This is a genomic window from Stenotrophomonas sp. G106K1 (genome assembly GCF_037969685.1).
Taxonomy (GTDB): Bacteria; Pseudomonadota; Gammaproteobacteria; order Xanthomonadales; family Xanthomonadaceae; genus Stenotrophomonas; species Stenotrophomonas lactitubi.
In genome coordinates this window covers 55,214-80,369 of the sequence record NZ_JBBPFR010000019.1, presented here as the reverse complement: position 1 = coordinate 80,369, position 25,156 = coordinate 55,214, and the positions used below count along the sequence as shown (strand labels likewise).

Sequence of the window (25,156 nt, the reverse complement as noted above, 5' to 3'; positions counted from 1 at the left end):
GTCCGCGGCATGGATGCCGCGGCCAAGCCCCCATGGACGGGTTTACGGCGTCTCCCGCCACCGGACCCACCCCGCCATCCCTCAGGAAACCCGCTTCTGCTGTTGCTTCGGCCGTTGCTGTTGCTGTTGCCGTTGCCTCTGCAGGTGCAGGTGCAGGTGCAGGGCTGCAAGCCCTGCCGACAAACCCTCAACTCTCGCAGTTGGCGAACAGGTCGCGATCACGCTCGTACAACGCAGTCTTCACCTGCATCAGCCCCAGCACCGACGGGAACAGGTTGTCGTGGTCGGTGTAGCTGGCCGAGCGCTTGCGCACGCACTGCAGGTCCAGCCCACGGCTGCTGGCAAAGCCCGGTGAGAACCACATCGTCATCGGTACCCGGGTCTGCTCGGCCGGTGCGATCGCGTATGGCACGCCGTGCAGGTACAGGCCCTTTTCGCCCAGCGACTCACCGTGGTCGGACAGGTAGATCATCGCCGTGTCGTAGTCCTGCAGGCCCTGCAGCGTGCCGATGGTCTTGCTCAGGAAATGATCGGTGTACAGCACGGCGTTGTCGTAGCTGTTGGTGATCTCTTCGCGCGAGCAGCGACCAATGTCCTGAGTGTTACAGGTCGGGGTGAAGCGGCGGAAGGTGGCCGGGTAGCGTTCGAAATAGGCCGGGCCATGGTTGCCCAGCTGGTGCAGCACCACCACCCGGTCGCCCGGGCGCGCACGCACCTGGGTCGCCAGGTCCTGCAGCAGGATCTCGTCCATGCAACGGCCATCGGCACACAGCCCCGGCGTGGTCGCATCCGACAGCGACTGGAAGTCCAGGCCCTCGCATACGCCCTTGCAGCCGGACTGGTTGTCGCGCCACAGCGGTGCGATGCCCGCGCGGTTCAGTACATGCAGCAGCGATTGATGCGCGCGGATCTTCTTTTCGTCGTACTCGTGGCGTCCCCATGGCGAGAACAGGCACGGCAACGACACCTCGGTGCTGGTGCCGCAGGAGTGCATGTCCGGGAAATTGACCACCGCCGCCTGGGCCAGCTCCGGCGTGGTATTGCGGCCACCATTCAAGCCCCAGTTCTGCGCGCGTACCGTTTCGCCCATCACGATCACCAGCAGGCGTGGCTTGCTGGTCGGTGCGCGCGGGGTCGCCTTGGCATCGGTGCCAATCGGCAGCTTCGGCGCGCGTTGCACCGGGTTATCGCCGCGCAGCGCACGCGGCAGCCCCAGCAGCACATTGGCGGGCGTTGCCAGGTAGCGCACTTCGCGCTGGTTGCGCATCAAGGCCGACACATCCTGGAAGGACACCAGTGCGCCACCGAGCGCAGTGGCCGCAGCCACCAGCAGGAAGCCGATACGCCACAGCAGGCTGCGGCCCCAACTGCGGCGACGCAGTTCAACGCGCCACAGCACCACCATCGGCAGTGCAGCCAGCAGCAGTACTGGCCACAGCAGCGACACCGTCATCAGTTCGCGGCTTTCCTTCGGGTCGGTGGCCAGCACGTTGCGCAGCATGTCCGCATCCAGATAGATGTGGTAACGGCTCATGTAGTGTGCGGCGAATGCGGTGACCAGCAGCAGTACGCTGATCACCACCTTGGCGTTCCAGTGCCACACCAGGATGCCCAGCAGCACGCCGTGTGCACCCAGCAGCAGCAGCAGCAGCGAAAGCGCATAGCGCAGGCTGCCCGGATGGCTGGCCATGGCGCTGTGCCAGAACAGGCCATTGCCTGCTACAGCGAAGAACAGGCTGGTCAGGACGATCACTGTTTCGGTGGACAGCTGTGGCCGCCATGCGCGGATGCTGGCCAATGTCGGCAACCGCAAGGAACGTTGGACCGATGCGTTCATGCAATCGCCTCCTGGCGGGTCGAGCGCTCCAACTGGCGGCGGACCATCAGGTACAGGCCCAGCGACAGCAGCCAACATATCAACGCGGTAGCAACGTCATGCGAAAGGAAATGGGCGCCACGAAGCTGCTGACCGATGCCGAACACCAGGCCACTGCCGAGGCCGATCCACAGCCCGGGCCAACGCCAGGCGGGGCGCCACAGCAAGGCGAAGAAGTACAGGCACAGCCACGCGTATCCCGCGCTGGCGTGGCCGGCGGGGAAACAGGCGCGACCAGCCATGCCGGTCGGGCGGCTGCTGAAAAGACCGACGAAAGGGTCGTGCCCGCCATAGCGCAGCAGATCCCACGGACAGTCCATCGGTACCAGCGACTTCAGCAGCGAGATCAGCCCGGTGCCGAGTGCCACGGCCATTACCACATAGAGCAGCGCCCAACGCAGCGTGTGATCGCGGCCACGGCGCCAGTGATGGAAGCACAGCAGCATCGCCACCAGTGCCGCGGTGGTGCTCAGCCACTTGCCGGCCTTGTGCACCACCGAGCGTGTCAGCCACGCATCCTGCAGCGCCCAGTGGCCGCCTTCCAACCGGAACAGATGGTCGGCCAACCATTGGTCGCCACCGAAGCCCATCAGCAGGGTGAACACCGCAATGCCGATTACAGAGGGCAGCCAAAGATGGGTAACGGCAAAACGCGATGCCAACAGCGATGGCGCGAAGGAGACTGCCGGGGCAAGAGGACGAGCGGGCATGCAGGGAAGGGGCCGTTACGGGAATCCGCGGCCATGCTCGTCACTGGCATGTCGGAGAAGGGTCGTACATGCGTTTGTGCCGGGTTAATACGGGCGCGGCGCGAATCGTCGTTCAGTCTTCATCGTCGTTGGCGCCGGCGCGTTCGGCGTGGCACGCCGGGTCCCATGCGGTGCCCGGAAGCAACTGCCAACGATTGCGATTTGCAGCACCGATCTCGATGACCTGGGCCGGATCGACACAGGGGCTCATCGCCTTGTCCAGCACCAGCAACCAGCGTTTGTCCGGGGCCTCGGCCAACCATGGGCCGGCGTCGTGCCACTGCTCCGCCCAGGGGCGCTTGAAGCCGAACTCGCGTACCGGCCGGTCGGCCTGCAGCAGGTTCTGTTCGCGCCAGGCCACCAGCGCAAGTTCCGCATCGGGGCCGATCCGCGTACCCACCCGGCGCATCACCGCCGACGCCGAGGCATAGGGATCCAGCGCCGGTATCAGCACCAGTCCGTACAGCATCCACAGCAGACCGTGGGTGAGCAGCACCAGCGTGGCCGCACGCCGCACCCGCAGCCACACCGCCAGCGTCGCCACGGCGATGGCGAAGGTCAGCAGGCCGTCGCCGAATACCGGCAGCAACGTGTCGGGCATCGCCCGCCGTGCCAACTGCGCCTGCGCCCAAGGACTGTCGGTCAGCATCATCACGCCGAGTGCGCCGGTGGCCAGCATCAGCAGCAGGCTGTAGCCGAACAGGTAGCGGCGCACGCACAGGCGACGCAGCAGGCCGGGCAGCAGCGGCGCTACGGCCAGTGCCATCGCCGGCAACATCGGCAGTACATACACCTCACGCTTGCCGGGGCTGGCAGTGAAGAACAGCAGGACCAGCGCGGCCCAGCCCAGCAGCAGCCACTGGCGCTGGTCGCCGCGGCGCAGCCGGCGCCACCACGGCTTGATCATCAGCGGCAGCAGCAGGGCGCCGGGCAGCCACAAGGTTGCGATCACCTGCAGGTAGTACCAGGCCGGCTGGCGATGGTGCCAGGCGTTGGCATAGCGGGTGCCGGTCTGCTTGAACAGCAGCTCGTGTGCGTACGACTGCAGCGATGCGCTGGGTTCATGCAGCAGCGCCCAGCCCAGCGGCGCCAGCCATACCGCCGTGCCCAGCAGGAAGGCCGGAACCAGCCACAGCAGGCTGGCGGGGTGGGGGCCGTCCACCGGCTGGCCGCGACGGCGTTGGTACAGCCACCAGCCTAACCAGGGCAGCACCATCAACAGCGGCAGGAAGCCTACACCCTTGGTCACCGTACCGACGCCGGCGGCGAAGCCGGCCAGCCACAGCGCCGGCAGGTTGCGGCGCTCGCAGAGATGGCGCAGCAGGCCCCACAGGGCCAGCGTGGTCATGCCCACCAGCACCATGTCGATCTGCGCACGCTTGGCCATCAGGCCGAACTGCAGGGTGCAGAACAGTGCGCCCAGTGCGTACAGCGAATGGCGTGGCGACCACAGCCGGCGGGCGAGGTCCGAAACCAGCCACAGGCTGAGCAGCGCGGCCAGCAGCGACGGCAGCAGGAACGACCACTGCCAGCTGCCGACCACCTGATGGGCAGCGGCCTGCAGCCACATGAACACCGGCGGCTTTTCGGCGTACAGCTCACTGCCCCGGTGCGGCAGCAGCCACTCACCGCTCTCCACCATGGCCCGCGCGGCCAGCACGAAGCGTGGTTCGTCCGGCGGCTGCGGCTGGCGCATGCCGAGACCGGCAGCCAGCGCCACCATGATCAGCAGCCACAGCAGGGGCAGGTGCCAACGGCGGGGCAGGGCTACGGGCACAGCGGGCTCCGGGAGCAAAACGCCCATACTGATGAAGGGCACGTAGGAAAGCCGTCAGAGCCGCCGCCACGGCGACCGCATTCCGACATCCGCGGCGCTACCATGGTGGCACTTCCCGTGGATGTTTCGTGCATGCGCCTGTTGGTGATCGAGGACAACCGCCAGCTGGTGGCCAACCTGTTCGACTATTTCGAGTCGCGCGGGCATGTGCTGGACGTTGCCCCGGACGGCATCACCGGCCTGCACCTGGCTGGCAGCCACCCGTATGACGCGGTGATCCTGGACTGGATGCTGCCGCGCATGGAAGGCCCCGAGGTGCTGCGGCGGCTGCGCTCCGAGCACGCTTCGGAGGTGCCGGTGATCATGCTGACCGCGCGCGACGAACTGCCGGACAAGATCGCGGGCTTCCGTGCCGGAGCGGATGACTACCTGACCAAACCATTCGCCTTGCCGGAACTGGAGGTGCGCCTGGAGGCGCTGCTGCTGCGCGCGCAGGGCCGCAATCCGCGCAAGCGCCTGCAGGTAGGCGACCTGGTGCTGGACCTGGCGACCCTGGAGGCGCAGCGTGCCGGCCAGGTGCTGCACCTGTACCCGGCCTGCCGCAAGCTGCTGGAAGTGCTGATGCGGGCCAGCCCGGGGGCGGTGACCCGTCAGCAGCTGGAATTCGCCCTGTGGGGTGATGAGCCGCCGGATGGCGACCTGCTGCGCTCGCATGTGTACGAGCTGCGGCGCAGCGTGGACGGCCCGTTTGCCGACAAGCTGATCCACACCCTGCCGCGGGTCGGGTACCGGCTGGCGTCCACCGCAGGCGCCGACGCACGGAACGATCACGATGGCGCGTAAACCCGGGCCGCTGTACCGGCGGGTGGTGTGGTGGTTGCTGGGCTACCTGGCGCTGATCTCGCTGGCGGTGTTCAGCGTGGGCAACTATGTGCACGAACACGCCGAGCACGCGGCGTGGCGCGCGCTGCTCAATTCGGAACTGGACAGCATTGTCGACCACACCGAACACGAGCCGCACTATCGCTGGCAGGACTCGGACACGCTCAGCCTGTTCCGCTTCAATGAAGCCAACATGCCCGCCAGCCTGCGCACGCTGCACCCGGGCTTGCATGACGGGGTGATGATCGGCGAGCGCGAGACGGCGGTGATGGTGCGCGATACCGGTTCGATGGGACGGGTTGCGCTGGCCCTGGACATCTCCGATTTCCACGACCTGGAACAGTTCGCCACACGCTGGGTGATGCTCGCCGGCATCATCATGATCTTCGTTACCGTGTTGATGGCCTCGTTCGGCATGGAGCGCATGGTGCGCCCGCTGAGCCTGCTGGCCCAGCACATCGGTGCACTGCGGCCGGGCGTGCAGGGCCAGCGCATCCACGTCGATCCGCGCGGCAGTTCCGAGCTGCACACCATCGCCGATGCGCTGAACGATTACCTTGATCGCAACGAGCAGTTCGTCGAGCGCGAGCGGGTGTTCATCAGTACCGCAAGCCATGAACTGCGCACGCCGATCGCGGTGATGACCGGTGCCGCCGAGCTGGCCCTGGAACAGCCGGGCCTGCCTGAGCGCGCACGACAGCAGATGCAGCGCGTGCTGCGCACTGCGCAGGGCGTTGAGCAGCTGATCGAGCTGTTGCTGGTGTTGGCGCGTGATCCCGCACGCCTGGCCAGCCGCGCCGAGCGCATCGCGCTGGACCAGCTGCTGCCGGAGATCGTCGACGACCATCGCCACCTGCTGGGTGACAAGGACCTGAGCATCGGCATCCAGGCTGCGCCGGTGGACATCGTTGCACCACTGGCCGTGGTGCAGGCAGCGATCGGCAACCTGCTGCGCAATGCCATCGAGAACAGCGGGCGCGGTCATATCGAGCTGCGCCTGACCTCGGCAGCGGTGTTGACCCTGCAGGACCCCGGCCATGGCATGAGCCCGGAAGAGATCGCTGCGATCCACGCGCGGATGGCACGCGGGGAGCGGGGTGACCGCGGCGGCATCGGCCTGGAACTGATCGCGCGGCTGTGCGAACACCTGGGCTGGACCCTGCAGCTGCAGCCCTGTGAGCCGCGCGGGACCCTGGCCTCGCTCGACTTCGGCGCTGCGCGCCCGAACTGACGGCAGTGCCGGCCGCTGGCCGGCAATCCGAGGGGCGTTAGCTCGCCGTCGGCCGCGCCACATGCTGGTCGATCAGGATCACGTTGCCATCCGGATCGGCCAACTGCAGGTAGCCCGTGCCCTGGCCATCAGGATCGGTGCGGAGCGCCAGTTCAATGCCCTTGGCATCCAGTTCGGCCTGTATCTCGCGTACGTCCTGGAAGGATGCCAGTTCCTGCTTGTGCTGGTCCCAGCCGGGATTGAAGGTCAGCAGGTTGCCCTCGAACATGCCCTGGAACAGGCCGACCACGGTGCCGTTGTTTCGCAGTACCAGCCAGTTCTGCGCCGCATCGCCACCGGTTACCGAGAACCCGAGCGCCTCATAGAACGCGCGCGAGGTGGCCAGGTCCTTCACCGCCAGGCTGACTGAAAAAGCGCCGAGTTGCATGGGGCAGGCTCCAGAAGGGAATGCTGCGATTCTCGGCAAGCCCGCGCGCTGCCGCAAGCAGCGCAGCATGACCCTGCGTGAAGACTATGTTAATTTCGACCCGCGCCGCTTATGCGGCGCTTTTACTTCTATTTCCCGCTCTTTCGATCGACAGAGGATCCCATGCCGACCGAACCCGCTACCGCTACTGCCCTGATCAGCAACGATATCGTTGGCCTCGGTCTGATCGCCGCCACCCTCGCCCTGATCTTCTGGGCTGCCAGCGGCCCGACACCCTTGCTGAAGAAGATCTTCGCCTGGGTACCCGCACTGCTGCTGTGCTATTTCATCCCCGCCATCTACAACACCGCCGGTGTCATCGATGGCCACAACACCTCGCTGTACAACCCGGTTGCACGTGATGTGCTGCTGCCGGCGGCACTGGTCCTGCTGACCCTGTCGATCGACCTGAAGGGCATCGCCAAGCTCGGGCCGAAGCTGCTGCTGGTGTTCTGCGCCGGCACCGCCGGCATCATGCTCGGCGCCATCGTCTCCTTCCAGGTGATGAAACTGATCCACCCGGAAACCGTCGCCGGTGACACCTGGGCCGGGATGGCCGCATTGGCCGGCAGCTGGATCGGCGGTGGCGCCAACATGGTTGCCATGCGCGAAGTGTTCGGCACCGATGCCACCACCTTCGGCCAGTTCGCGGTGGTCGACGTGGCCTGCGCCAGCTTGTGGATGGCGATCCTCCTGTTCATGGCCAACCGCGCCCAGCAGATCGATGCCCGCAACGGTGCCGACACCCGCGCCATCGATGAGATGAAGGCACGCATCAGCGCCTACGAGGCGCAGAACGCGCGCATCCCGAGCATGACCGACCTGATGGTGATCGTCGGTGTGGCACTGGGCGGCGTCGGCCTGGCCCATGCCATCGCCGCACCGTTGTCCGGCTGGTTCAAGGCCAATGTCAGCTGGGCCAGCCAGTTCAGCCTCGACAGCCAGTTCGTCTGGGTGATCCTGTTGTCCACCGCGATGGGCCTGACCCTCAGCTTCACCCGTGCACGGCGGTTGGAAGCAGCCGGTGCTTCGCGCCTGGGCACCGTGTTCCTGTACTTCCTGATCGCCTGCATCGGCATGCAGATGAATCTGCTGTCGCTGCTGGATCGTCCGTGGCTGTTCCTGCTCGGTGCGATCTGGATGGCCACCCACGTGCTGGTGCTGTGGATCGTGGCCAAGCTGGTGCGCGCGCCGCTGTTCTTCTTCGCGATTGGCTCGCAGGGCAACATCGGCGCCGCCGCCTCGGCACCCGTGGTGGCGGCAGCGTTCCATCCGACGCTGGCGCCGGTGGGCGTGCTGCTCGGCACGGTCGGTTATGCCACCGGTACCGGACTGGCGTATGTGACCGGGTTGATCCTGAAGTGGATGGCCAACGGCTGAGCCCTCTCGCGGCCCGCCGCGGAAATCAGAAACGGGTAGAGCCGAGCCCACGCTCGGCTGCTTTGCGCAGGACACTGCCGGAACTGTGCAGCGCATACCGGAACGTATGGCGCGTGCGACGTAGCGTGGGAAGCTCCTGCCGGCGTTGCCGGCGACGTTCGATGGGGCCGTCGATGACGAAGCAATGGAGGTTTCGGGTTTCCGCACTGGTGCTGTTGCTGGCCAGCACGGGGGCATTCGCGCAGGGACCGGTGAGGGCCGGCGCCGCCGATGTGCAGGTGCTGACCGATGCCGGTGCGCGCGAGGTGGCGGCACTGATCGGCCAGCCAGGGTTCGCCGATGCAGTGCGCAGCTCGCTGCATGCGGCGCCGGAGCAGGGCGTGTCGGTGCAATCGTTGATGGGCCGTTTCGATCCGCAGGCGCATACGCTGGCCAGTGCAGCGCTGGCAGCCGGCGATCGCCAGCTGCGCCAGCGCAAGGGGCTCCCGGCACAGGGGCAGGGGCTGCTGCAGCTGCGTGCGTACGTGCCCGAGGGGCACTCGCTGGCGGCCATCAATCCGCATCCGCTGTGGGTGGCTAGTCTGCCGCGTGGCGATGATCGCGACTGGACCACGATCACCGCCTACGATGCGCACGGCCGCGCGCATGTACTGGATGCGAAACAGGCCCCGGATTTTCCGGTGCTGATCGTCGACGTCGACACGCGGCGTGCCGTGCAGGAGGGCATGGCCCTGGTCAATGCGGGGCTGAAGGCCCGCAGCCTGCAATCGCCCGAACGCATCCGGCTGTCGGCTGACGGCACGCAGGCTTCGCTGGATATCACCCGCCTGGACCGCATCCGCCTGGCCGACGACCAGGAGCCCTGGGCGCTGGGCGCGGCCGAGGTGTTCGCTGTTGTTTCCGGCCTGCAGGTGGGCGCCACCGCACCGGAGATGGTCACCGTCGACATGCCGTACCTGGACTACGACGGTACCGACTACACCCCGCAGCAACCGCTGATCATCTGGGGCAACTATCGCTTCAACGCTGCCAACGTACAGCTGTTCGAAGATGACGGCGACACCAATTACCAGGAGCTTCTGGTGGCGCTGAGCAACGGCGTCAAAGCGGCTCTGGGCGCCTTCGCCCCTGAGTATGCCGTCATCGCCGACATCGCAGGCGCGATCCTCAAGGCCATGCCGACGTCGTGGTTTGCCAATGACATCGACTATCTCGACAGCTACTACCTGTTGCAGCGCGGCCAGGCCTACCAGGACCGCATGGGCGCGGCCAACAACGCCAAGGTCACCCTGACCCCGATCACGCTCACGGAGTAGTCCCGCCGGACCGCGCCCGAAACCGCCATCTGCGGATCAATTCCATCGGCATCCACGAACAAAAAGGGGCCTGATCCGTTCTCCAGGGAAAACGGATCCGACCCCAGATGTTTCGCACCGTCACCGGAAATCTGTCAAAGGTGGGGCGGTGTGGGCTTGCAGGACCGTTGGCGCCATGGATGGCGCCATCGAGCCCCCATGGACGGGTTTACGGCGTGTCCTGCAAGCCCACACCGCCCCGCCAAACCACGGATCACCCCAGAGCCGGCTGTTGCCTTTGACGTTGACGTTGCTCTGGCTCATGGCAGGTGCAGGGCGCAGCCCTGCCGACTCCCCGCCGGGGTAAACTAGCCGGATGGCTTCCCGTCCCGCGCACGACCTGCTCCGCCGCGTCTTTGGTTACGACGATTTCCGTGGTCCGCAGCAGGACATCGTGGAGCATGTGGCTGCCGGTCACGATGCCCTGGTGCTGATGCCCACCGGTGGCGGCAAGTCGCTGTGCTACCAGGTGCCCGCCCTGCTGCGTGACGGCTGTGGCATCGTCATTTCGCCATTGATCGCGCTGATGCAGGACCAGGTCGAAGCCCTGCGCCAGCTCGGCGTGCGCGCCGAATTCCTGAACTCGACCCTGGACGCCGAAACGGCCGGCCGGGTCGAGCGCGAACTGCTCGCCGGTGAGCTCGACATGCTCTATGTCGCCCCCGAGCGCCTGCTGACCGGACGCTTCCTGTCGCTGCTTTCGCGCAGCCGGATTGCCCTGTTCGCCATCGACGAAGCCCATTGCGTGTCGCAATGGGGCCACGACTTCCGCCCCGAATACCGGCAGCTGACCGTCCTGCACGAGCGTTGGCCGGAGATTCCGCGGATCGCCCTGACCGCTACCGCCGACCCGCCGACCCAGCGCGAGATCGCCGAGCGCCTGGATCTGGCCGAAGCACGCCACTTCGTCAGCTCCTTCGACCGCCCCAACATCCGCTACACCGTGGTGCAGAAGGACAACGCCCGCAAGCAGCTGAGCGACTTCCTGCGCAGCCATCGCAGCGAGGCCGGCATCGTCTACTGCATGTCACGGCGCAAGGTGGAGGAAACCGCCGAGTTCCTGTGCACGCAGGGGTTCAACGCCCTGCCCTACCACGCCGGCCTGCCCGCGGAAGTGCGTGCCAACAACCAGCGCCGGTTCCTGCGCGAAGACGGCATTGTGATGTGCGCGACCATCGCCTTCGGCATGGGCATCGACAAGCCCGACGTGCGCTTCGTCGCCCACACCGACCTGCCCAAGTCGATGGAAGGCTATTACCAGGAAACCGGCCGCGCCGGTCGCGATGGCGAGGCCGCCGAGGCCTGGCTTTGCTATGGCCTGGGCGATGTGGTGCTGCTCAAGCAGATGATCGAGCAGTCCGAGGCCAGCGAGGAGCGCAAGCAGCTGGAGCGGTCCAAGCTCGATCACCTGCTGGGCTACTGCGAATCGATGCAGTGCCGCCGCCAGGTGCTGCTGGCCGGTTTCGGTGAAACCTATCCCAAGCCCTGCGGCAACTGCGACAACTGCCTGACCCCGCCGGCGGCCTGGGATGCCACCATCCCCGCGCAGAAAGCCTTGAGCTGCGTGTACCGCAGTGGCCAGCGCTTCGGCGTCGGCCACCTGATCGACGTCCTGCGTGGCAGCGAGAACGAGAAGGTCAAGCAGCAGGGCCACGACAAGCTGAGCACCTACGCCATCGGCCGCGACCTGGATGCGCGCACCTGGCGCAGCGTGTTCCGCCAGTTGGTGGCCGCCAGCCTGCTGGAAGTGGACAGCGAGGGACACGGCGGCCTGCGCCTGACTGATGCCAGCCGCGATGTACTGACCGGTCGCCGCCAGATCAGCATGCGCCGCGATGCGGTCAGCGCCAGTGCCGGGCGTGAACGCAGCGCGCAGCGCACCGGCCTGTCGGTGCTGCCGCAGGACCTGGCCCTGTTCAACGCCCTGCGTGGTCTGCGCGCCGAGCTGGCGCGCGAGCAGAACGTACCGGCCTTCGTGATCTTCCACGACAGCACCCTGCGCAACATCGCCGAACAGCGCCCGACCTCGCTGGACGAACTGGCCCGGGTCGGCGGCATCGGCGGCACCAAGCTCAGCCGCTATGGCCCGCGCCTGGTGGAGATCGTGCGCGAGGAAGGGTAGCGCCAACCGTACGCTGATGCCCCTGTAGAGCCGAGCCCACGCTCGGCTGCCGGTCGCGCAGAAGCAGCCGAGCATGGGCTCGGCACTACATTGGTGCAGCTCCAACCTTGAACACACCATTCAGCATGAAGTGCATCCGGCCCCGCTTGCGGCTAAATTGACGCCATGTCCCTTGCCTCGACCCTGCTCCGTGTCGTGCTCATGCTCAGCCTGTTGCTCAACGGGCTGAACGCGGCCATGGCCAGCGGACACGAGGACATGGGCCGCATGGCCCATGCGATGGCCTCGGCGATGACCGATGAAGGCGACGCGGACTGCCACCACCACGCCGGCATGACTGCCGACGAGGCGCCGCAGGCCAAGGCCCTCGCCCATGACGCACACTGCCAGATCAAGGACTGCGTGCGCAGCTGCGCCCAGCACCCGCTGCTGGCGGTGCAGGCACTGCCGTTCCTGACGGGTCCCGGTCTTTCCCTGACCCCGCAGCCGATGCCTGCCAATGGCCGCCCGGCACCGCCGCTGCCGCCGATCTCACGCCCTCCCATCGGCTGATCCAACACGCGTCGTGCGCGCTGCGCACTGAAGCCGGCCCTGCGCTGGCGTGTTTCCGTGTTTGGAGTCACCACCATGAGTACCCGTATTCCTCCCGGCCCGGGCGCTGTGCCCATGCCGTCGCGCCGTCTGTTCGTGCAGGGCATCGCTGCTGGCGGCGTGGTCGCCGGCATCGCCGCGGCGGGCATCCCGCAGCGCGCGCTCGCCGCCGCTTCTGCTGCACCCCGCCTGGCCAGCGCTCCGGCGGTCATCAGCGATACCCGCGTTGAACTGGCCATCGGCGAGTCGCTGGCCAACTTCACCGGCCGCACCCGCCCGGCGATCACCGTCAACGGCTCGCTGCCGGCACCGATCCTGCGCTGGCGCGAAGGCCAGACCGTGGACCTGTTCGTGCGCAACACGCTCGGCCAGCACCCCACCTCCATCCACTGGCACGGCATCCTGCTGCCGGCCAACATGGATGGCGTGCCCGGCCTGAGCTTCAACGGCATCGGCCCGGGCGAGACCTACCACTACCACTTCGATCTCAAGCAGTCCGGCACCTACTGGTATCACAGCCATTCGCTGTTCCAGGAACAGGCAGGGCTGTACGGTGCGCTGATCATCGACCCGGCAGAGCCAGCGCCCTACCGGCATGACCGCGAGCACGTGATCATCCTGTCCGACTGGACCGACATGGATCCTGGCGCGCTGTTCCGGCGCATGAAGAAGCTCGCCGAGCACGACAACTATTACAAGCGCACCCTGCCCGACTTCCTGCGCGACGCCCGTCGCGATGGCTGGTCGGCCGCGCTGTCCGACCGCGGCATGTGGGGCCGGATGCGGATGACGCCCAGCGACATCTCCGACATCAATGCGCACACCTACACCTACCTGATGAACGGCACTGCGCCGGCCGGCAACTGGACCGGGCTGTTCCGCAGTGGCGAGAAGGTGCTGCTGCGCTTCATCAATGGCGCGTCGATGACCTACTTTGACGTACGCATTCCCGGCTTGAAGATGACCGTGGTCGCCGCCGACGGCCAGTACATCCATCCGGTCAGTATCGACGAGTTCCGCATCGCCCCGGCCGAAACCTACGACGTGCTGGTTGAACCCAGCGGCCAGGATGCCTTCACCATCTTCTGCCAGGACATGGGCCGCACCGGCTATGCCGCCGGCACCCTCGCCGTGCGCCACGGGCTGCAGGCACCGATTCCCGCGCGCGACCCGCGCCCGCTGCTGACGATGAGCGACATGGGTCATGACATGGGCGGCGGGGGTCACGGCGGCCACGACATGGCGGCGATGAAGGGTATGGAAGGCGGCTGTGGTGCCAGCATGGGTCACGGTGCACATGGCGGAGGCAGCGATGCCGCCAGCAAGGCGCCAAAGCATCCGGCCAGCGAGCGCAACAACCCACTGGTGGACATGCAGAGCTCGGCCACCGAGCCGAAACTGGACGACCCCGGCATCGGCCTGCGCGACAACGGCCGCCAGGTGCTCACCTATGGTGCGATGCGCAGCCTGTTCGAAGACCCCGATGGCCGCGAGCCCAGCCGCGAGATCGAGCTGCACCTGACCGGCCACATGGAGAAGTTCTCCTGGTCATTCGATGGCATTCCCTTCGCCGGTGCCGAGCCGCTGCGCCTGAACTACGGCGAGCGCATGCGCATCGTGCTGGTCAACGACACCATGATGCAGCACCCGATCCATCTGCATGGCGTGTGGAGCGACCTGGAAAACGCACAAAGTGAATTCCAGGTGCGCAAGCACACCATCGACATGCCGCCCGGCACACGCCGCACCTATCGCGTACGCGCCGATGCACTCGGTCGCTGGGCCTACCACTGCCATCTGCTGTACCACATGGAAGCAGGCATGATGCGCGAAGTGAGGATCGAAGAATGAGCCGTTCCCTGCTTGCTCCGAGCCTGTTGACCCTCTGCATGTTGGCCGCGCTGCCCGCGTTCGCACAGTCCCATGCCGGTCATGACATGACAGCGCCCTCGCCTCCTGCCGATACCACGCCAGCGGCAGCCGCAGACGTGGATCATTCGAAGATGGACCACTCGAAGATGGATCACGGTGCGATGGACCATTCAACGATGGACCATGGCGCGATGGATCACTCGACAATGGGCCACCGCACGCCCGCGCCGACCGAACCGCGCGAACCGATACCTGTCCCCACCGATGCCGATCGTGCGGCCGCGTCCCCCCCCATCGCGCATAGTGCGATGGAGCACGCTCCGGAGATCAACAGCCTGTTGCTGATCGATCGCCTGGAACACTGGGATGGAAAGAACGGCAACGGCCAGGCCTGGGAGGCCAGCGGCTGGATCGGCGGCAACATCAACCGCCTGTGGCTGCGCACCGATGGCGAACGCAGCGAAGGCCGCACGGAATCCTCGGGCGTGGAAGCACTGTACGGGCGTGCCATTTCACCGTGGTGGGACGTTCTGGTCGGTGTACGCCAGGACTTCCGCCCCGCCGATTCACGCACCTGGGCAGCGATCGGCATCCAGGGGTTGGCGCCGTACAAGTTCGAAAGCTCGGCCACGCTGTATGCCGGTTCCAGTGGTCAGCTGATGGCCAGGGCCGAAATCGAATACGACGTACTGTTGACCAACCGGTTGATCCTGCAGCCCCTGCTGGAAGCGACCGTGGCCAGCAAGGACGAACCGGAATACGGCATCGGCCGTGGCCTCAACAAGGTCGAAGCCGGCCTGCGCCTGCGCTACGAGTTCAATCGCCGCTTCGCGCCGTACATCGGCATCAGCCACGAACGCGCCTTCGGCGATACCGCCGACTATGCGGGCGACCATGCACGCGACACACGCTGGGTCGCCGGCATCCGCATGTGGTTCTGAGCAGCGGACCGTGAGCAGCAGCCAGCCCCGGCAACCACCGGGGCCGGCTACACTGCCGCACGTTCCATTGCAGGCTGCACCATGTCGTTGCATATCCGCCGCGCCACCCTGGCCGACGTCGACGCGTTGTCGGCGATCGCCATCGCCACCTACACCGAAACCTGGGGTGATTCCTATCCGCCGCAGGACCTGCACCGCTTCCTGCAGGATCACTACGGCGCCGAGCCGCAGCGAGCGGAACTGTCCGACCCGCGCAGCGCGGTGTGGCTGCTGCTGGAGGGTGAGACGGTGGTGGGCTATCTGGCCGCCGGCGCCAACACCCTGCCGCATGCCGAAGCACGCGAAGGCGACATCGAACTGAAGCGGCTGTACATCCTGGCCAGCCACCAGAACGGTGGCCACGGCGCGCGGCTGATGGATGCGTTCATGGCGTGGTTGGACCAGCCACAGCGCCGCACCCTGTGGGTGGGCGTGTGGGAAGAGAACTTCGGTGCGCAGCGCTTCTACGCGCGCTACGGCTGCAGCAAGGCCGGCGAGTATGACTTCATCGTCGGCGACAGCCGCGACCGCGAGTTCATCCTGCGCCGGCCCTGAGCAGCGTCAGAAATCGAACAGTTCGGAGAGGAAGCTTTCCTTCTTCTTTTTCTTGTAGCCCTGGCTGTACTGGCCACGGTTGTCATCATGGCGCTGGCCGAGATGACGGGTGTCGCGATGCATCACCGGCGGCGGCGCGGCCTGCGGTTGCACAGGCGCGGGCCCTGGCGGTGGCATGGCGGCACCTGCACCGTCGGTGGCGCGCTCGATGATCTTGTCCAGTTCACCACGATCCAGCCATACCCCACGGCAGCTCGGGCAGTAGTCGATCTCGATGCCATGGCGCTCGGCCATCTGCAGGGTCTGGGTCTTGCACACGGGGCACAGCATTCGCATTGCTCCTGTCGGTCTGGCCTCGACTGTACCGGTGTGCGGATGACTGTGCGGCAACGCATGACCGATGGCACAGGGACTTCCGGCGCGTGCCGCCACTTGCCCCCGCCCTGCAGACTGACGGCGCCCCGCTGCAAGGAATGCATGTGACTGCCCGCGACTCGATTCCTACCGGCATGCGCTTGTTGCTGGTGCTGCTTGGCGTTGGCCTCGGCCTGAACGTGCGCGACATCAGTGCCGCGCTGGGCGCGCCGATTCCCGCCCTGCCCATGCCCTACGGTGGCAGCCTGCTGGACAACGCGCTGGCGGTGCTGGTCGCACTGCTGCTGGCCACGCTGCTGCGCCCCCGCGGTGTGGGCCTGCTGGCCAGCCTCGGCCTACGGGGAAACGGCACGCGTGGCCCGTTGTGGGTGCTGCTGGCCAGCCTGCCATGCTGGCTGGGGCTGGCCATGCTGGGGACGCCCAACACGGCGCTGACGGCGCTGGATGCCACGATGCTGGCGGTGCTGTTCCCGCTGGCCGAAGAAGTGCTGTTCCGCGGCCTCGGCTTCGTGCTGCTGGTGAAGATCGTACGTGGCCCCTGGCCGTTGCTCGCACTGCCGCAGGCGCTGCTGTTCGGCATCGTTCACTGGCTGGGCTTCGGCGGGGTCGACGGCGGCGGCATGGCCCTGTTCGTCGGTGTAGTGATCGCCTTCGGCGGCTTCATCTTCGCCTGGCTCGACCACCTCGACGGCAACACCCTGTGGTGCGGCCTGGCCCTGCACGTGTCGATGAACCTGGCCTGGAATGTGTTCAGCCTCGACGACACAGTTGCATTGGGCTGGCAGGCCACCAGCCTGCGCATCGGCACTACGCTGCTTGCGGTGGCAGCGCTGGCCTGGCATGTGCGGCGCCAGCGCAACAACGCGCTGTAACGCCGGCTTAGCCGATCCTGCACGCGGGGCTCACTGGGGGCTTGCGCATACTTGCGCGCCTTTCATGCCCTGCCGTCCGGAGTTGTTGCGTCATGCTGCTGTCCAAGCGCCACGTTGAACCACGCGTCCTACTGATCGAAGACGCCGAGGAAACCCGTGAACTGAGCCGGATGGCGCTGGAGAGCCAGGCCTGCCATGTGGCGGGGGTCAGCAGCGCCGAAGCCGCACTGGGCCTGCTGGCGGCGGGAGAGCGCTTCGACCTGATGTTCACCGACGTCAATCTCGGCGTGGTCAGCGGCATCGAGGCCGCCAACCGCGTGCGTGGTCTGTACCCCGAGCTGCCGATCCTGGTGACTTCAGGCATGGACCAGCATGCCGTGCTGCCGCAGTTGCACGACGGCATCCATTTCCTGCCCAAGCCCTACAACATGAGCGAGCTGCTGGATGCGATCCGGTTGTGCTTCCGTCATGCGGATGTCGGCGTGTTGACCGGGGCGGATGCACAGGCAGCGTGAGGCATTCATCCACGCATGGCGTGGATCTACTGCGATGCGCACCGTTGCGGCAACGGAAAATGCTGCCAGTAGATCCACGCCATGCGTGGATGGCGCCAGCCGTCAACCGCCGGTATACGGTCCTTCACCCGGAAGTACCTGCAGCAACGCACGGGTGATCACCCGCGGATACACAGTGAGATGGTCTTCGCCATCAATCACGATGTTCTCCACCTGCAGCTTACGACCGCTGCGCTGCAGTTGACCGGCGAAGTCGGCGGTCTGCCGCAGCATGTCGTTGCCCGTTGAATAGCGTGGCCCCGGCTTGACCGTCTCGTAGCCACCCACCGACAGCAGCACGCGGATGGGCTGTGAAGGCATTACCGCGGCGTCCTGCATGCGCGGCAGCAATCCCTGGTCGAACCACAGCGACGGACTGGACAGGATGTAGGTGCCGAACATGTCGGGCCGCGTGGTCAGCACATACGTGCCAAACAGCGCGCCATAGGAATGTCCCGCGAACACGCGTCGGGCCGGATCGGTACGGTAGTGCGCATCGATCGTCGGCAGCACGTGGTCAGCCAGGAAGTCGCGGTAGTGGGCCGCACCGCCATAGGTGACATCATCGCTGTAGTAGCCGGCTGGCGTGCGCACGGGATCACTGGGGGTGTAATCGCGCGAGCGGCTCTGCTTGGACGTCAGGCCTTCCTGCGGCGGCAACCCGACCAGGATGAAATCCTCGATGTTGACGCCCTGCTGCCCCACCAGGTTGCGCACGCTGCGCACCAACGAGAAGCTGTACAGCGCATCGGTCACGTACAGCACCGGGTAGCGTTTTTCAGGATGCGCGGCATAGTCGGCCGGCAGCGCCACCCAGATCGGATAATCACGACCAACAGGATCGTGCACGCGCAGCGCTTCGGTATCCGGCAGCACCACGCCCAGCACAGCGGTGGCTGCGCGCTCCTTTGCTTCACCCTGCGCGGCCGGCGGCGCCACCGACATCGCACAACCACTTACGGCCAGGCAGACCGCCACACTCCATCCACGCACACGCTGCATCCGTTCGCTCTCCCGTTGCGGGCGGCGCACGCAGGTGGCGCCGCTACCGCATCCTCACACGCCGCGTTGCTGCACGCCAACCCACTCTCAGGGCGAAGCCGGCGGCGGTGCCGGGAACAGCGCCTGCAGCGCCTGCAGCGCCGCCGGGTGATAGATCGTCGCGTGGGTTTCTTCCGGCATCGGCTGGTACTTCACCAGCGTTGCCGGTGATGCCTGCTGCATCACTGCCGCCAAGCGTGCGCTCGACGCGGCCAGCTCCGGCTGACCACTGCTGGCCAGGAACAGCCGCGCACCGCTGCGGGCAACTGACGGCAACTGCTTGCCTGCGCCAGACAGCAAGGCGCCGCGGTTCCACCACAGGCTGGGGTCCAGCGCGATATAGCTGTTGAACAAGGTCGGCTCCTGCAGCAGCGTCTCCACCACGAACAGGCCCGCCAGCGACTCGCCGATCAACGCACGCTCGTCGGTGGTCGGATAGCGCTGGCGCACCTGCGGCATCAGTTCATCGCGCAGGAAATCGCGATATGCCGCCGAGCCACCAATGCGTGGCGCGATCTTGCGATCCTCCGCCACGTTGCTGGGGCCGGTCATGTCGCGACGGCGCTCGGTGTTCTCGATACCGACCAGCAGGAACGGGCGCATGCTGCCATTGCCGGTCAGCACCTGCACCAGTCCCGCCACGTGCAGGAAGTCCTCGCCGATGCCGCCGTCGGGCATGTACAGCACCGGCAGCGGCGTCTTCGGGTCCAGGCCCCACGGCTGCGGGCGGTACACGTTGATGCGGCGGGTTTCGCCCAACGCCTTGGAGTGGAGGGTGAAGGTCTCGCCGATGACCAACGGTGAGGCGGGCGCCGGCTGAGGCGCCGGTTCGGCGGCCATCAGCGGCGCGGCGGAGACACAGGACAACAACAGCGACAGCACGATCAAGCGCATTGGGCGCCCCATCCAGCGAAAGATGCCGAGCATAGCGCCCGGACGCGAGCAGTGGCGCCTGCCAGATGCGTAGATCCACGCCATGCGTGGATGACTTGCCGTGACTCACGCCCGGGTACGGCCCCCATACCGCGCGTGCACCGCCACGTGTCGCGTTTGAACCGGCAAGGAAGCCGCAGCCGTCGCATCTACACCGAAATGCTGGAGTGCGACTCGCACGCACTGAGAGCATTGATAGCGAAAGCGAAGCCAGCTTTACACGCGCTGGTTCACGACAGACGCGCCGTCATGTGCGGTTTGCGACATTCTCCAACGTGATCGACCACGCGCGAGAACGAATACGTCTCGTGTTGTCGCTTGCTGCATTAGATGCGCCTGCGCCAACATCGTCGCGCGCCTGGATTCCGCATGTCCTTCCGGAAATTTCTGATTGAAATCCAAGCGCAGGCGTAAACACCATGCTGCGCCACCGACAACGGGTGGCACCGGGCCTGCAAGCCCGTGATGATTTTCGAGCCGTTGTTTACGCTTGCCCGCCGGCATCATCTTCCAATGGTGTCGGCGGGTAATCCGTCGGCCTTTATGGCGGGCGGTGCGTGGGGGCCTTCGTGCCCGCCGGTCAATGGCTCTAATCATCCCGGCTTGCAGCCACGCACCGTCCGCCACCCGCCTCACGCGGTGGCATTCCCACCCCAGAGCCGAGGAAGCCGAGATGACCGAACGTCCGTCCTATGCCTCATATGCCGCCAGCGTCAACGACGACGATGACAACCCCATACCCGAACTGAGCACCTTCCTGGGCTGCCTTGAACGCATCCGGGCGGGCGAAGGTGCAGACGGCCAGCCCTGGCCTGATGCAAGCCTTCCCGCAGGGCGCAGGGCGGCACTGTCACGCGTGGAGCGGGCTGCCGTCGGCATGCTGACCGTGGCAGAGATGCTGCACGCCGCCGATCGCTGCCGATCGATGGCAACGCCGGATCGGCATCTGGATGACGGTGTGGTCGAAGGGCTGTTCTTTGCCTGCCGCGGGCTGGCGGAACTGGTGTGCCGGGATATCCGGCCTGAGTAGGCGCACCTGCACCACAATCCAGCCCATACTCGGGCCGGGTTCGTCCCGAGTTCCATCGACACTGACACAAGGAGGTTCGCATGTTGAATGCCATGATCATTGCCGTGCTGGCCGCAAGCCCGGCCGCGTCCGTGCCGTACGCCGACTGCCTGCTCGGCAACATCCAACCCGGCCTGTCCGACCGTGCCGCGCAATTGGTGCAGCAGGCGTGCGCCGCCAAGCATCCGGACAGCTTCATTGCCTCGCTGGAACTGGAGCGCAGTTACAGCGCCCAGCGGCAGGCCCGGTTCGATGCTGAACGCGCCGCAGTAGAGCGTGCTGCGAACGCGGCCGCGGTTGCCGCACAAGAAGCGGCAGACCGCGAGGCGGCCCGTTCCCGGGGCGCGACGTCCAAGTAGGACTCCACGTTCTGCAACAAAAAAGGCACCGCTCAGCGGTGCCTTTCTGGATGACCGGAGTCATTGCCTGCAATGGTGGGCCGTGATGGATTCGAACCATCGACCAAAAGATTAAAAGTCCGCCCATTCATGCTTACAAATCAAATACTTGCCAACGGATATTCTACGGAGGTCCGCCACTCTTCGCCGCGAATTTCGTCTTGATCCAGAGCCATTTTACGGAGGCCCAACGACGCAAAACGCATCTGGGCGCGTCAGGCGATGAAGCTTGCTGGCGCCGGCTTCAGGTCGTCGCGACTGCGCAGGCAGGGACACGTCAACGGATTTCCTAGTCTCAGCTGGCGCGATTGGGCCTCGCTACGGTGTGGCTCCCCAAGCCCTCTGGAATAGGACATGAGCGACGAAACCTTAGTGAACGGCAGATTCGTTGGCGACGATACATCATCCACACTGACCCTCACTGTGGACGGCGATGTTCAGGTGACCGTGATTATGAACAAGCCTGGAAATCAAGGCAGCCAACGTGAGATCCGGCGCGAGGCAGCGATCAAGGCCGTCGAGTTGTTGCTGTTCGAAGCCAATCGCGGCCCCGTTTAACCGGCTCAGCAGAAGGTCTGCTGACCCAAGTTGCCTAAAGCAACAGGGTCGAGCCTGACTCGACTCTATGCCAGCGCGGCCGTGCTCACGCGCTCCCGGTTGAGGTACATGCGACTCGGCCAGGAAATGATTGGCTTTGACATGGTTTCTCAGTTTTTGCGATAGATGAAGCCGACAATCCCGCCGCTCTCGCGGAGGCGACGGGGCCACGGCCAATGCCAAGTGCTGAGTTCACCTGTGTTGCGGCGCTGCCCTGGTGCTTGCCGGCACCGGGGCAGCGCCCTGTTTTTGTCAGACAGTCAGTTCAATCAGTGGCAGGTTCGGAGCGGCCTCAACAAGACGGCCGCCTCGCACCCACGCGTTATAGGGGATCGCCAGCTGCAGCTGACCAAACGCCCTCATCTGCACGCCGTCATAAGTGGTGAGGGTGCTGGTTCCATCGGGGTTGTGCGCGGTCACGGTGGCCAGTAGCCTCGGGCTGCCGCCGACCAGGTCGCCGAATTGATCCCACAGGTCAGTCCGCATCGGTGTAGTGCCTCTCAAGGGTGGCGGTTTGTTCGATCACGACGGCGTGCTGCTCAACCGTCACCTCAATGCGCAGCGACTCGCACTGGCCGTGCCAAGTCCCCTCCGAGCCAGTGACCTCGACCAGATCCAGGGGCATGATCACCCCCACCTCTCCTGGCTTCAGCGGCTTGGCGAAAAGCGGCACGGTGACATCAACGGCCGCCTGCTCACCGCGATCAGACAGGATGTTCCGACCGCGCTCCGCGCCGGCAGCGGCGACATTGATCAGCGGGCTGCTGACTTGCGGCGCAAACAGTTGGCCGGCCTCCCCTTCCCGACGAACCTTGCAAGTCACACCCTTTCCGGGCAGCTCCCCCGTGACCACCACCGCGTCATACAGCGGGGCGCTGCGCATCTGCAGGCTCTCTGTCAGCACGATGTCCTCCTGCAGCACGTGGTCAGGCGCGGTCTCCCTCCAGTCCCATGGACTGGTCGATGGTGATCTGCATCGCGGCCGAGAATTGATCGCCCACAATGTTGGTATAGGACAGCATGCGCACCATGGCGCTGTTGATCTGCCCATCATCAAACAACCCGGTCTGAAGGCTCTTGCCGAGCGCCTGCAGCTTCTCTGCCGTGAATTCGCTGGTCCGGCCAGTAGCATGCAACGCAGCCTCAATCTGAGCCAGCTCCTGCTCGGCGTCGCTGCCTTCCTTGATGATGGCTTTGATGCCCTCAACAACCCGGTTCAATCCGACAAACGCGACCGCACCGGCCGCCACCGCCTTGAGTTTTCCGAACCACCCCGCTGCACTCTCTGTGGCGCCCGCGAGATTCTCACTCCCTGCGGCAGCTTCCTCGGCGCGGTCACGATAGGCGGCGAGTGACTTCTGCGCGGCTCGACTCGCGTCCGCCTGCTTGCGGAAGGCAGCATCGCCCTCAGCAATTTGCTGGGTGCGGCGACGCGTGGCCGCAGCCTCTTCAGCGGCGGCCTTCGCCTGCGCGGTCAGTGCGGCCGCAGCCCGGGTCGCCTCGGTGCGCAACCGCTGCTGGCTGTCTGCCAGCTGCGAGGTATTCACACCAAGCGTCGCCAGCTCGGCGTCAGCCTTGCCGACCGCCTCCCACTGCTCGTTCAGCGCCTTCTTAAGCCGCTCGCCTTCCTTCCGGAGATCACGCTGGGCCGCAAGTACATCGCGGGAGGGCTTCTCCATCTCGCCGATGCGAAGGCTCAGCGCGAGCGCCGCTGCCTGGTTGGCACCAAACTCGCGCTCAAGTTCGGCAAGCTGATCAAGCATGCCGCCAAACGCATCCGCCTTCGAGGCGGCCGCGTTCAGGCCCGTCAGCGAGTCCAGAAGCCTGGTGGTCTTGCTAGCTGTCTCGACCGACACATCCCCGAGGTCATCAAACGCCAGGCGCAGGGCTTCAACACCCTCGCGCCCCTGCGTCTCGATCACTACTCGGATTGCTTCTTCCAGTCGGTCAGCCATTGCCATTCCCATTCACGCGCCACTGGCGGCGCAGCTCACTTGAGTAGTAGGTGTTGAACCGGTCGATTAGTCGGCGGCGAGTAGTCAGCGCTCGGCCGTTCCCATCAGCACCGGACAGCATTTCGAACGGACTGGGGCCTCGCAGGATTCGAACCGGACCACGCCCGTGCCGCTTCTGCTTGGCGCTGTCCCAGCTGCGCACACGGATAGCTTTCCTGCCCTTGATCGTGGCGATGAACGCCCCGTCATAGGTCTTGCTCTCGCCTACGCCGATACTTGCCGTGGCGCCAACCGATTTCCGCCCCACCCACCGACCTCCGAACTCCAACAGCGAGATCTGGCGCGTGCTGGCCCAGATGGCCAGGAAGTCATCCCGCCCACGTTTGCCCGTCCGATACCCCTGCTCCCCAGTCTCCACGCGATACTTGCCACGCAGGGTGCTTGCCCGGACGTTGTAGGAGCCCCTGACCTCCTGACTGACAGCGGCGCCTGCCCGTCGCTGCAAGCCAACGAAGGCACGCTGCACTGAGAGGTCGTAGCGATTCAGCACATTACCCGCCAAGTCGGAAAGCCCGTGCAGGCCTTTCGCCCGGCGCCCGCTGACATAGAACTTCAGGACGTTGTTATTGCGATTGGACGCCATGGCACCATTCCCGGCTCAGACCAGGAGGGCGCCAGGCCGGCGCCCTCCACGTAGCAGCTACTCCTCCCGCTTCAGCCCGCCGACTGCGCGGCGATCTTGAAGGTGTACAGATCGGCCTCGCCGGCCTGGAAGATCACCGGACCGGTCAGGGTCACCTGGATCGGTTCATCGCTGAACCAGTCGACATCGCCATCGACGGTCAGGTCGACGTTCGGGATGGTCAGCAAACCTTCGTCACCGCTGATGCGATCCTGCATGTCGCCCAGAACCTGGAACGACTTGCTCGGCGTTGTGCCACCGCTGATCGCGGTTTCCAGGTAGGCATCGAAGTTGTAATCGGCCGTCACAACATCACCGGCCTGCAGGGCGCCACCCTTCTTGGGTATCAGCAGGCCATGACGGGGTTCGAGGTCGTAATCGGTGCCATTCACCAGATCCACCGCTCCCTTCTTGAAAGTCGGGGGCGGCGTTGCTTCGATGAAGTTGTGCGGCAGCTTTACAGGGGTATCAACACTGCCAACGGTGACCGACACCGCGGTGGCCGAGCCGGCTGCCACAGTGGTGTTGACCAGGGTTCCGTACAGCATGCGAGCCAAGAAGGCAGGCGGCACTTCCAGTGCGGTGATCGAGACGTTGGTGACGCCCGGATTCGAATCCTTGTGGATGATCTGCTGATAGCGAGCATCGCGGCGCTTGCTCTTGATCTCCACCGAGTCGCCGGCTTCGTAGCTGAAGGTCAGCGAGGACTGCTCCAGGGGCTGGTTGCCGAACTTGTCGGCGGGCTCGGGAATGACGGGGACGCGAACGCCCTCGGCGCCGTGCTCCCAGAAGCGCAGGTCACCTGCGAATTTACGGACTTTTGGCTGTGCCATGGTTCTGGTTC

Annotated in this window: 26 protein-coding genes; 14 read left to right on the top strand and 12 right to left on the bottom strand. The window is 65.7% G+C overall.

Annotation, left to right across the window (positions count from 1 at the left end; all coding sequences use genetic code 11):
- Positions 1-187: 187 nt before the first annotated feature.
- The 3 genes from WKB25_RS16000 to WKB25_RS15990 all read right to left on the bottom strand — a co-directional run bounded on the left by WKB25_RS16000 (position 188) and on the right by WKB25_RS15990 (position 4,402).
- Positions 188-1,837, bottom strand: a complete 1,650-nt coding sequence (locus WKB25_RS16000; RefSeq protein ID WP_340571750.1) for a phosphoethanolamine--lipid A transferase — start codon at positions 1,835-1,837, stop codon at positions 188-190.
- Positions 1,834-2,586 (bottom strand): phosphatase PAP2 family protein, encoded by a 753-nt coding sequence (locus WKB25_RS15995; RefSeq protein ID WP_340571749.1) that lies wholly within the window; start codon positions 2,584-2,586, stop codon positions 1,834-1,836. The genes WKB25_RS16000 and WKB25_RS15995 overlap by 4 nt, the downstream gene beginning before the upstream one ends.
- A gap of 112 nt (positions 2,587-2,698) precedes the next feature.
- A complete protein-coding gene (locus WKB25_RS15990) occupies positions 2,699-4,402 on the bottom strand; it encodes a glycosyltransferase family 39 protein (RefSeq protein WP_340571748.1) in 1,704 nt (567 codons plus the stop codon).
- A 132-nt stretch (positions 4,403-4,534) separates the two neighbouring features.
- Between WKB25_RS15990 and WKB25_RS15985 the strand changes: the two genes are divergently transcribed.
- Both WKB25_RS15985 and WKB25_RS15980 read left to right on the top strand, forming a co-directional pair.
- A complete protein-coding gene (locus tag WKB25_RS15985; protein ID WP_340571747.1) occupies positions 4,535-5,245 on the top strand; it encodes a response regulator transcription factor in 711 nt (236 codons plus the stop codon).
- Complete coding sequence (locus WKB25_RS15980) at positions 5,235-6,515, top strand: HAMP domain-containing sensor histidine kinase (protein WP_340571746.1); 1,281 nt, start codon at positions 5,235-5,237, stop codon at positions 6,513-6,515. The genes WKB25_RS15985 and WKB25_RS15980 overlap by 11 nt, the downstream gene beginning before the upstream one ends.
- 37 nt (positions 6,516-6,552) lie before the next feature.
- Here the strand turns inward: WKB25_RS15980 and WKB25_RS15975 are convergent, their stop codons facing one another.
- Positions 6,553-6,942 carry a VOC family protein gene (locus tag WKB25_RS15975; RefSeq protein WP_340571745.1) on the bottom strand — a complete coding sequence of 130 codons (390 nt, stop codon included), beginning with the start codon at positions 6,940-6,942 and terminating at the stop codon, positions 6,553-6,555.
- Between the two features lie 162 nt (positions 6,943-7,104).
- On the opposite strand from WKB25_RS15975, the gene WKB25_RS15970 reads away from it, so the two are divergent.
- From WKB25_RS15970 to WKB25_RS15940, 7 genes are all read left to right on the top strand, one after another.
- Positions 7,105-8,361 carry a DUF819 family protein gene (locus WKB25_RS15970; RefSeq protein ID WP_180166229.1) on the top strand — a complete coding sequence of 419 codons (1,257 nt, stop codon included), beginning with the start codon at positions 7,105-7,107 and terminating at the stop codon, positions 8,359-8,361.
- Between the two features lie 173 nt (positions 8,362-8,534).
- Positions 8,535-9,677 (top strand): DUF3103 family protein, encoded by a 1,143-nt coding sequence (locus WKB25_RS15965; RefSeq protein ID WP_340571743.1) that lies wholly within the window; start codon positions 8,535-8,537, stop codon positions 9,675-9,677.
- A gap of 355 nt (positions 9,678-10,032) precedes the next feature.
- Positions 10,033-11,838: a DNA helicase RecQ gene (gene recQ, locus WKB25_RS15960; protein WP_025874645.1), complete on the top strand. Its 1,806-nt coding sequence runs from the start codon at positions 10,033-10,035 to the stop codon at positions 11,836-11,838.
- A 165-nt stretch (positions 11,839-12,003) separates the two neighbouring features.
- The gene (locus WKB25_RS15955) at positions 12,004-12,390 is read left to right on the top strand and encodes a CopL family metal-binding regulatory protein (protein ID WP_340571742.1); all 387 of its coding nucleotides are present in this window, start codon (positions 12,004-12,006) and stop codon (positions 12,388-12,390) included.
- A gap of 75 nt (positions 12,391-12,465) precedes the next feature.
- Positions 12,466-14,280, top strand: coding sequence for a copper resistance system multicopper oxidase (locus WKB25_RS15950; RefSeq protein ID WP_340571741.1), 1,815 nt, complete (start codon positions 12,466-12,468; stop codon positions 14,278-14,280).
- Positions 14,277-15,242 carry a copper resistance protein B gene (locus WKB25_RS15945; RefSeq protein WP_340571740.1) on the top strand — a complete coding sequence of 322 codons (966 nt, stop codon included), beginning with the start codon at positions 14,277-14,279 and terminating at the stop codon, positions 15,240-15,242. Before WKB25_RS15950 ends, WKB25_RS15945 begins: the two co-directional genes overlap by 4 nt.
- Positions 15,243-15,323: 81 nt before the next feature.
- Complete coding sequence (locus WKB25_RS15940; RefSeq protein ID WP_315830187.1) at positions 15,324-15,836, top strand: GNAT family N-acetyltransferase; 513 nt, start codon at positions 15,324-15,326, stop codon at positions 15,834-15,836.
- A 6-nt stretch (positions 15,837-15,842) separates the two neighbouring features.
- Here WKB25_RS15940 and WKB25_RS15935 read toward each other — a convergent pair whose 3' ends face one another.
- Positions 15,843-16,166 carry a zf-TFIIB domain-containing protein gene (locus WKB25_RS15935; protein ID WP_025874650.1) on the bottom strand — a complete coding sequence of 108 codons (324 nt, stop codon included), beginning with the start codon at positions 16,164-16,166 and terminating at the stop codon, positions 15,843-15,845.
- A gap of 179 nt (positions 16,167-16,345) precedes the next feature.
- On the opposite strand from WKB25_RS15935, the gene WKB25_RS15930 reads away from it, so the two are divergent.
- On the top strand, positions 16,346-17,083 hold the full coding sequence (locus tag WKB25_RS15930; protein WP_340571751.1) for a CPBP family glutamic-type intramembrane protease: 738 nt from the start codon (positions 16,346-16,348) through the stop codon (positions 17,081-17,083).
- 92 nt (positions 17,084-17,175) lie between these two features.
- Complete coding sequence (locus WKB25_RS15925; protein WP_340571739.1) at positions 17,176-17,598, top strand: response regulator; 423 nt, start codon at positions 17,176-17,178, stop codon at positions 17,596-17,598.
- 102 nt (positions 17,599-17,700) lie between these two features.
- On the opposite strand, the gene WKB25_RS15920 is transcribed toward WKB25_RS15925, so the two are convergent.
- Both WKB25_RS15920 and WKB25_RS15915 read right to left on the bottom strand, forming a co-directional pair.
- Positions 17,701-18,639, bottom strand: a complete 939-nt coding sequence (locus tag WKB25_RS15920) for an alpha/beta hydrolase-fold protein (RefSeq protein WP_340571738.1) — start codon at positions 18,637-18,639, stop codon at positions 17,701-17,703.
- A gap of 87 nt (positions 18,640-18,726) precedes the next feature.
- Complete coding sequence (locus tag WKB25_RS15915; RefSeq protein ID WP_340571736.1) at positions 18,727-19,572, bottom strand: alpha/beta hydrolase-fold protein; 846 nt, start codon at positions 19,570-19,572, stop codon at positions 18,727-18,729.
- 712 nt (positions 19,573-20,284) lie between these two features.
- On the opposite strand from WKB25_RS15915, the gene WKB25_RS15910 reads away from it, so the two are divergent.
- The 3 genes from WKB25_RS15910 to WKB25_RS15900 all read left to right on the top strand — a co-directional run bounded on the left by WKB25_RS15910 (position 20,285) and on the right by WKB25_RS15900 (position 21,636).
- Positions 20,285-20,641 carry a hypothetical protein gene (locus tag WKB25_RS15910; RefSeq protein WP_340571735.1) on the top strand — a complete coding sequence of 119 codons (357 nt, stop codon included), beginning with the start codon at positions 20,285-20,287 and terminating at the stop codon, positions 20,639-20,641.
- An 80-nt stretch (positions 20,642-20,721) separates the two neighbouring features.
- Positions 20,722-21,039, top strand: a complete 318-nt coding sequence (locus tag WKB25_RS15905) for a hypothetical protein (RefSeq protein ID WP_340571733.1) — start codon at positions 20,722-20,724, stop codon at positions 21,037-21,039.
- 393 nt (positions 21,040-21,432) lie between these two features.
- The gene (locus tag WKB25_RS15900) at positions 21,433-21,636 is read left to right on the top strand and encodes a hypothetical protein (RefSeq protein WP_340571732.1); all 204 of its coding nucleotides are present in this window, start codon (positions 21,433-21,435) and stop codon (positions 21,634-21,636) included.
- Between the two features lie 291 nt (positions 21,637-21,927).
- On the opposite strand, the gene WKB25_RS15895 is transcribed toward WKB25_RS15900, so the two are convergent.
- The 5 genes from WKB25_RS15895 to WKB25_RS15875 form a co-directional block, all read right to left on the bottom strand.
- Complete coding sequence (locus WKB25_RS15895; protein WP_340571731.1) at positions 21,928-22,161, bottom strand: hypothetical protein; 234 nt, start codon at positions 22,159-22,161, stop codon at positions 21,928-21,930.
- Positions 22,151-22,579: a hypothetical protein gene (locus tag WKB25_RS15890; protein WP_340571730.1), complete on the bottom strand. Its 429-nt coding sequence runs from the start codon at positions 22,577-22,579 to the stop codon at positions 22,151-22,153. Before WKB25_RS15890 ends, WKB25_RS15895 begins: the two co-directional genes overlap by 11 nt.
- A gap of 22 nt (positions 22,580-22,601) precedes the next feature.
- Positions 22,602-23,630: a hypothetical protein gene (locus WKB25_RS15885; protein ID WP_340571729.1), complete on the bottom strand. Its 1,029-nt coding sequence runs from the start codon at positions 23,628-23,630 to the stop codon at positions 22,602-22,604.
- A complete protein-coding gene (locus tag WKB25_RS15880; RefSeq protein WP_340571727.1) occupies positions 23,623-24,273 on the bottom strand; it encodes a hypothetical protein in 651 nt (216 codons plus the stop codon). Before WKB25_RS15880 ends, WKB25_RS15885 begins: the two co-directional genes overlap by 8 nt.
- Positions 24,274-24,344: 71 nt before the next feature.
- Entirely contained in the window at positions 24,345-25,145 is an 801-nt protein-coding gene (locus WKB25_RS15875) for a hypothetical protein (protein WP_340571726.1), read from the bottom strand.
- Positions 25,146-25,156: the final 11 nt, after the last annotated feature.

Bases quoted from the DNA above. Each gene is read 5' to 3' on its own strand.
- WKB25_RS15985 (WP_340571747.1), top strand. From the start codon at position 4,535: ATGCGCCTGTTGGTGATCGAGGACAACCGCCAGCTGGTGGCCAACCTG.
- WKB25_RS15950 (WP_340571741.1), top strand. From the start codon at position 12,466: ATGAGTACCCGTATTCCTCCCGGCCCGGGCGCTGTGCCCATGCCGTCG.
- WKB25_RS15895 (WP_340571731.1), bottom strand. From the start codon at position 22,161: ATGCGGACTGACCTGTGGGATCAATTCGGCGACCTGGTCGGCGGCAGC.
- WKB25_RS15875 (WP_340571726.1), bottom strand. From the start codon at position 25,145: ATGGCACAGCCAAAAGTCCGTAAATTCGCAGGTGACCTGCGCTTCTGG.
- recQ (WP_025874645.1), top strand. From the start codon at position 10,033: ATGGCTTCCCGTCCCGCGCACGACCTGCTCCGCCGCGTCTTTGGTTAC.
- WKB25_RS16000 (WP_340571750.1), bottom strand. From the start codon at position 1,837: ATGAACGCATCGGTCCAACGTTCCTTGCGGTTGCCGACATTGGCCAGC.
- WKB25_RS15970 (WP_180166229.1), top strand. From the start codon at position 7,105: ATGCCGACCGAACCCGCTACCGCTACTGCCCTGATCAGCAACGATATC.
- WKB25_RS15920 (WP_340571738.1), bottom strand. From the start codon at position 18,639: ATGCAGCGTGTGCGTGGATGGAGTGTGGCGGTCTGCCTGGCCGTAAGT.
- WKB25_RS15880 (WP_340571727.1), bottom strand. From the start codon at position 24,273: ATGGCGTCCAATCGCAATAACAACGTCCTGAAGTTCTATGTCAGCGGG.
- WKB25_RS15975 (WP_340571745.1), bottom strand. From the start codon at position 6,942: ATGCAACTCGGCGCTTTTTCAGTCAGCCTGGCGGTGAAGGACCTGGCC.
- WKB25_RS15885 (WP_340571729.1), bottom strand. From the start codon at position 23,630: ATGGCTGACCGACTGGAAGAAGCAATCCGAGTAGTGATCGAGACGCAG.
- WKB25_RS15955 (WP_340571742.1), top strand. From the start codon at position 12,004: ATGTCCCTTGCCTCGACCCTGCTCCGTGTCGTGCTCATGCTCAGCCTG.
- WKB25_RS15965 (WP_340571743.1), top strand. From the start codon at position 8,535: ATGACGAAGCAATGGAGGTTTCGGGTTTCCGCACTGGTGCTGTTGCTG.
- WKB25_RS15980 (WP_340571746.1), top strand. From the start codon at position 5,235: ATGGCGCGTAAACCCGGGCCGCTGTACCGGCGGGTGGTGTGGTGGTTG.
- WKB25_RS15915 (WP_340571736.1), bottom strand. From the start codon at position 19,572: ATGCGCTTGATCGTGCTGTCGCTGTTGTTGTCCTGTGTCTCCGCCGCG.
- WKB25_RS15930 (WP_340571751.1), top strand. From the start codon at position 16,346: ATGCGCTTGTTGCTGGTGCTGCTTGGCGTTGGCCTCGGCCTGAACGTG.
- WKB25_RS15900 (WP_340571732.1), top strand. From the start codon at position 21,433: ATGAGCGACGAAACCTTAGTGAACGGCAGATTCGTTGGCGACGATACA.
- WKB25_RS15940 (WP_315830187.1), top strand. From the start codon at position 15,324: ATGTCGTTGCATATCCGCCGCGCCACCCTGGCCGACGTCGACGCGTTG.
- WKB25_RS15935 (WP_025874650.1), bottom strand. From the start codon at position 16,166: ATGCTGTGCCCCGTGTGCAAGACCCAGACCCTGCAGATGGCCGAGCGC.
- WKB25_RS15995 (WP_340571749.1), bottom strand. From the start codon at position 2,586: ATGCCCGCTCGTCCTCTTGCCCCGGCAGTCTCCTTCGCGCCATCGCTG.
- WKB25_RS15905 (WP_340571733.1), top strand. From the start codon at position 20,722: ATGTTGAATGCCATGATCATTGCCGTGCTGGCCGCAAGCCCGGCCGCG.
- WKB25_RS15925 (WP_340571739.1), top strand. From the start codon at position 17,176: ATGCTGCTGTCCAAGCGCCACGTTGAACCACGCGTCCTACTGATCGAA.
- WKB25_RS15945 (WP_340571740.1), top strand. From the start codon at position 14,277: ATGAGCCGTTCCCTGCTTGCTCCGAGCCTGTTGACCCTCTGCATGTTG.
- WKB25_RS15910 (WP_340571735.1), top strand. From the start codon at position 20,285: ATGACCGAACGTCCGTCCTATGCCTCATATGCCGCCAGCGTCAACGAC.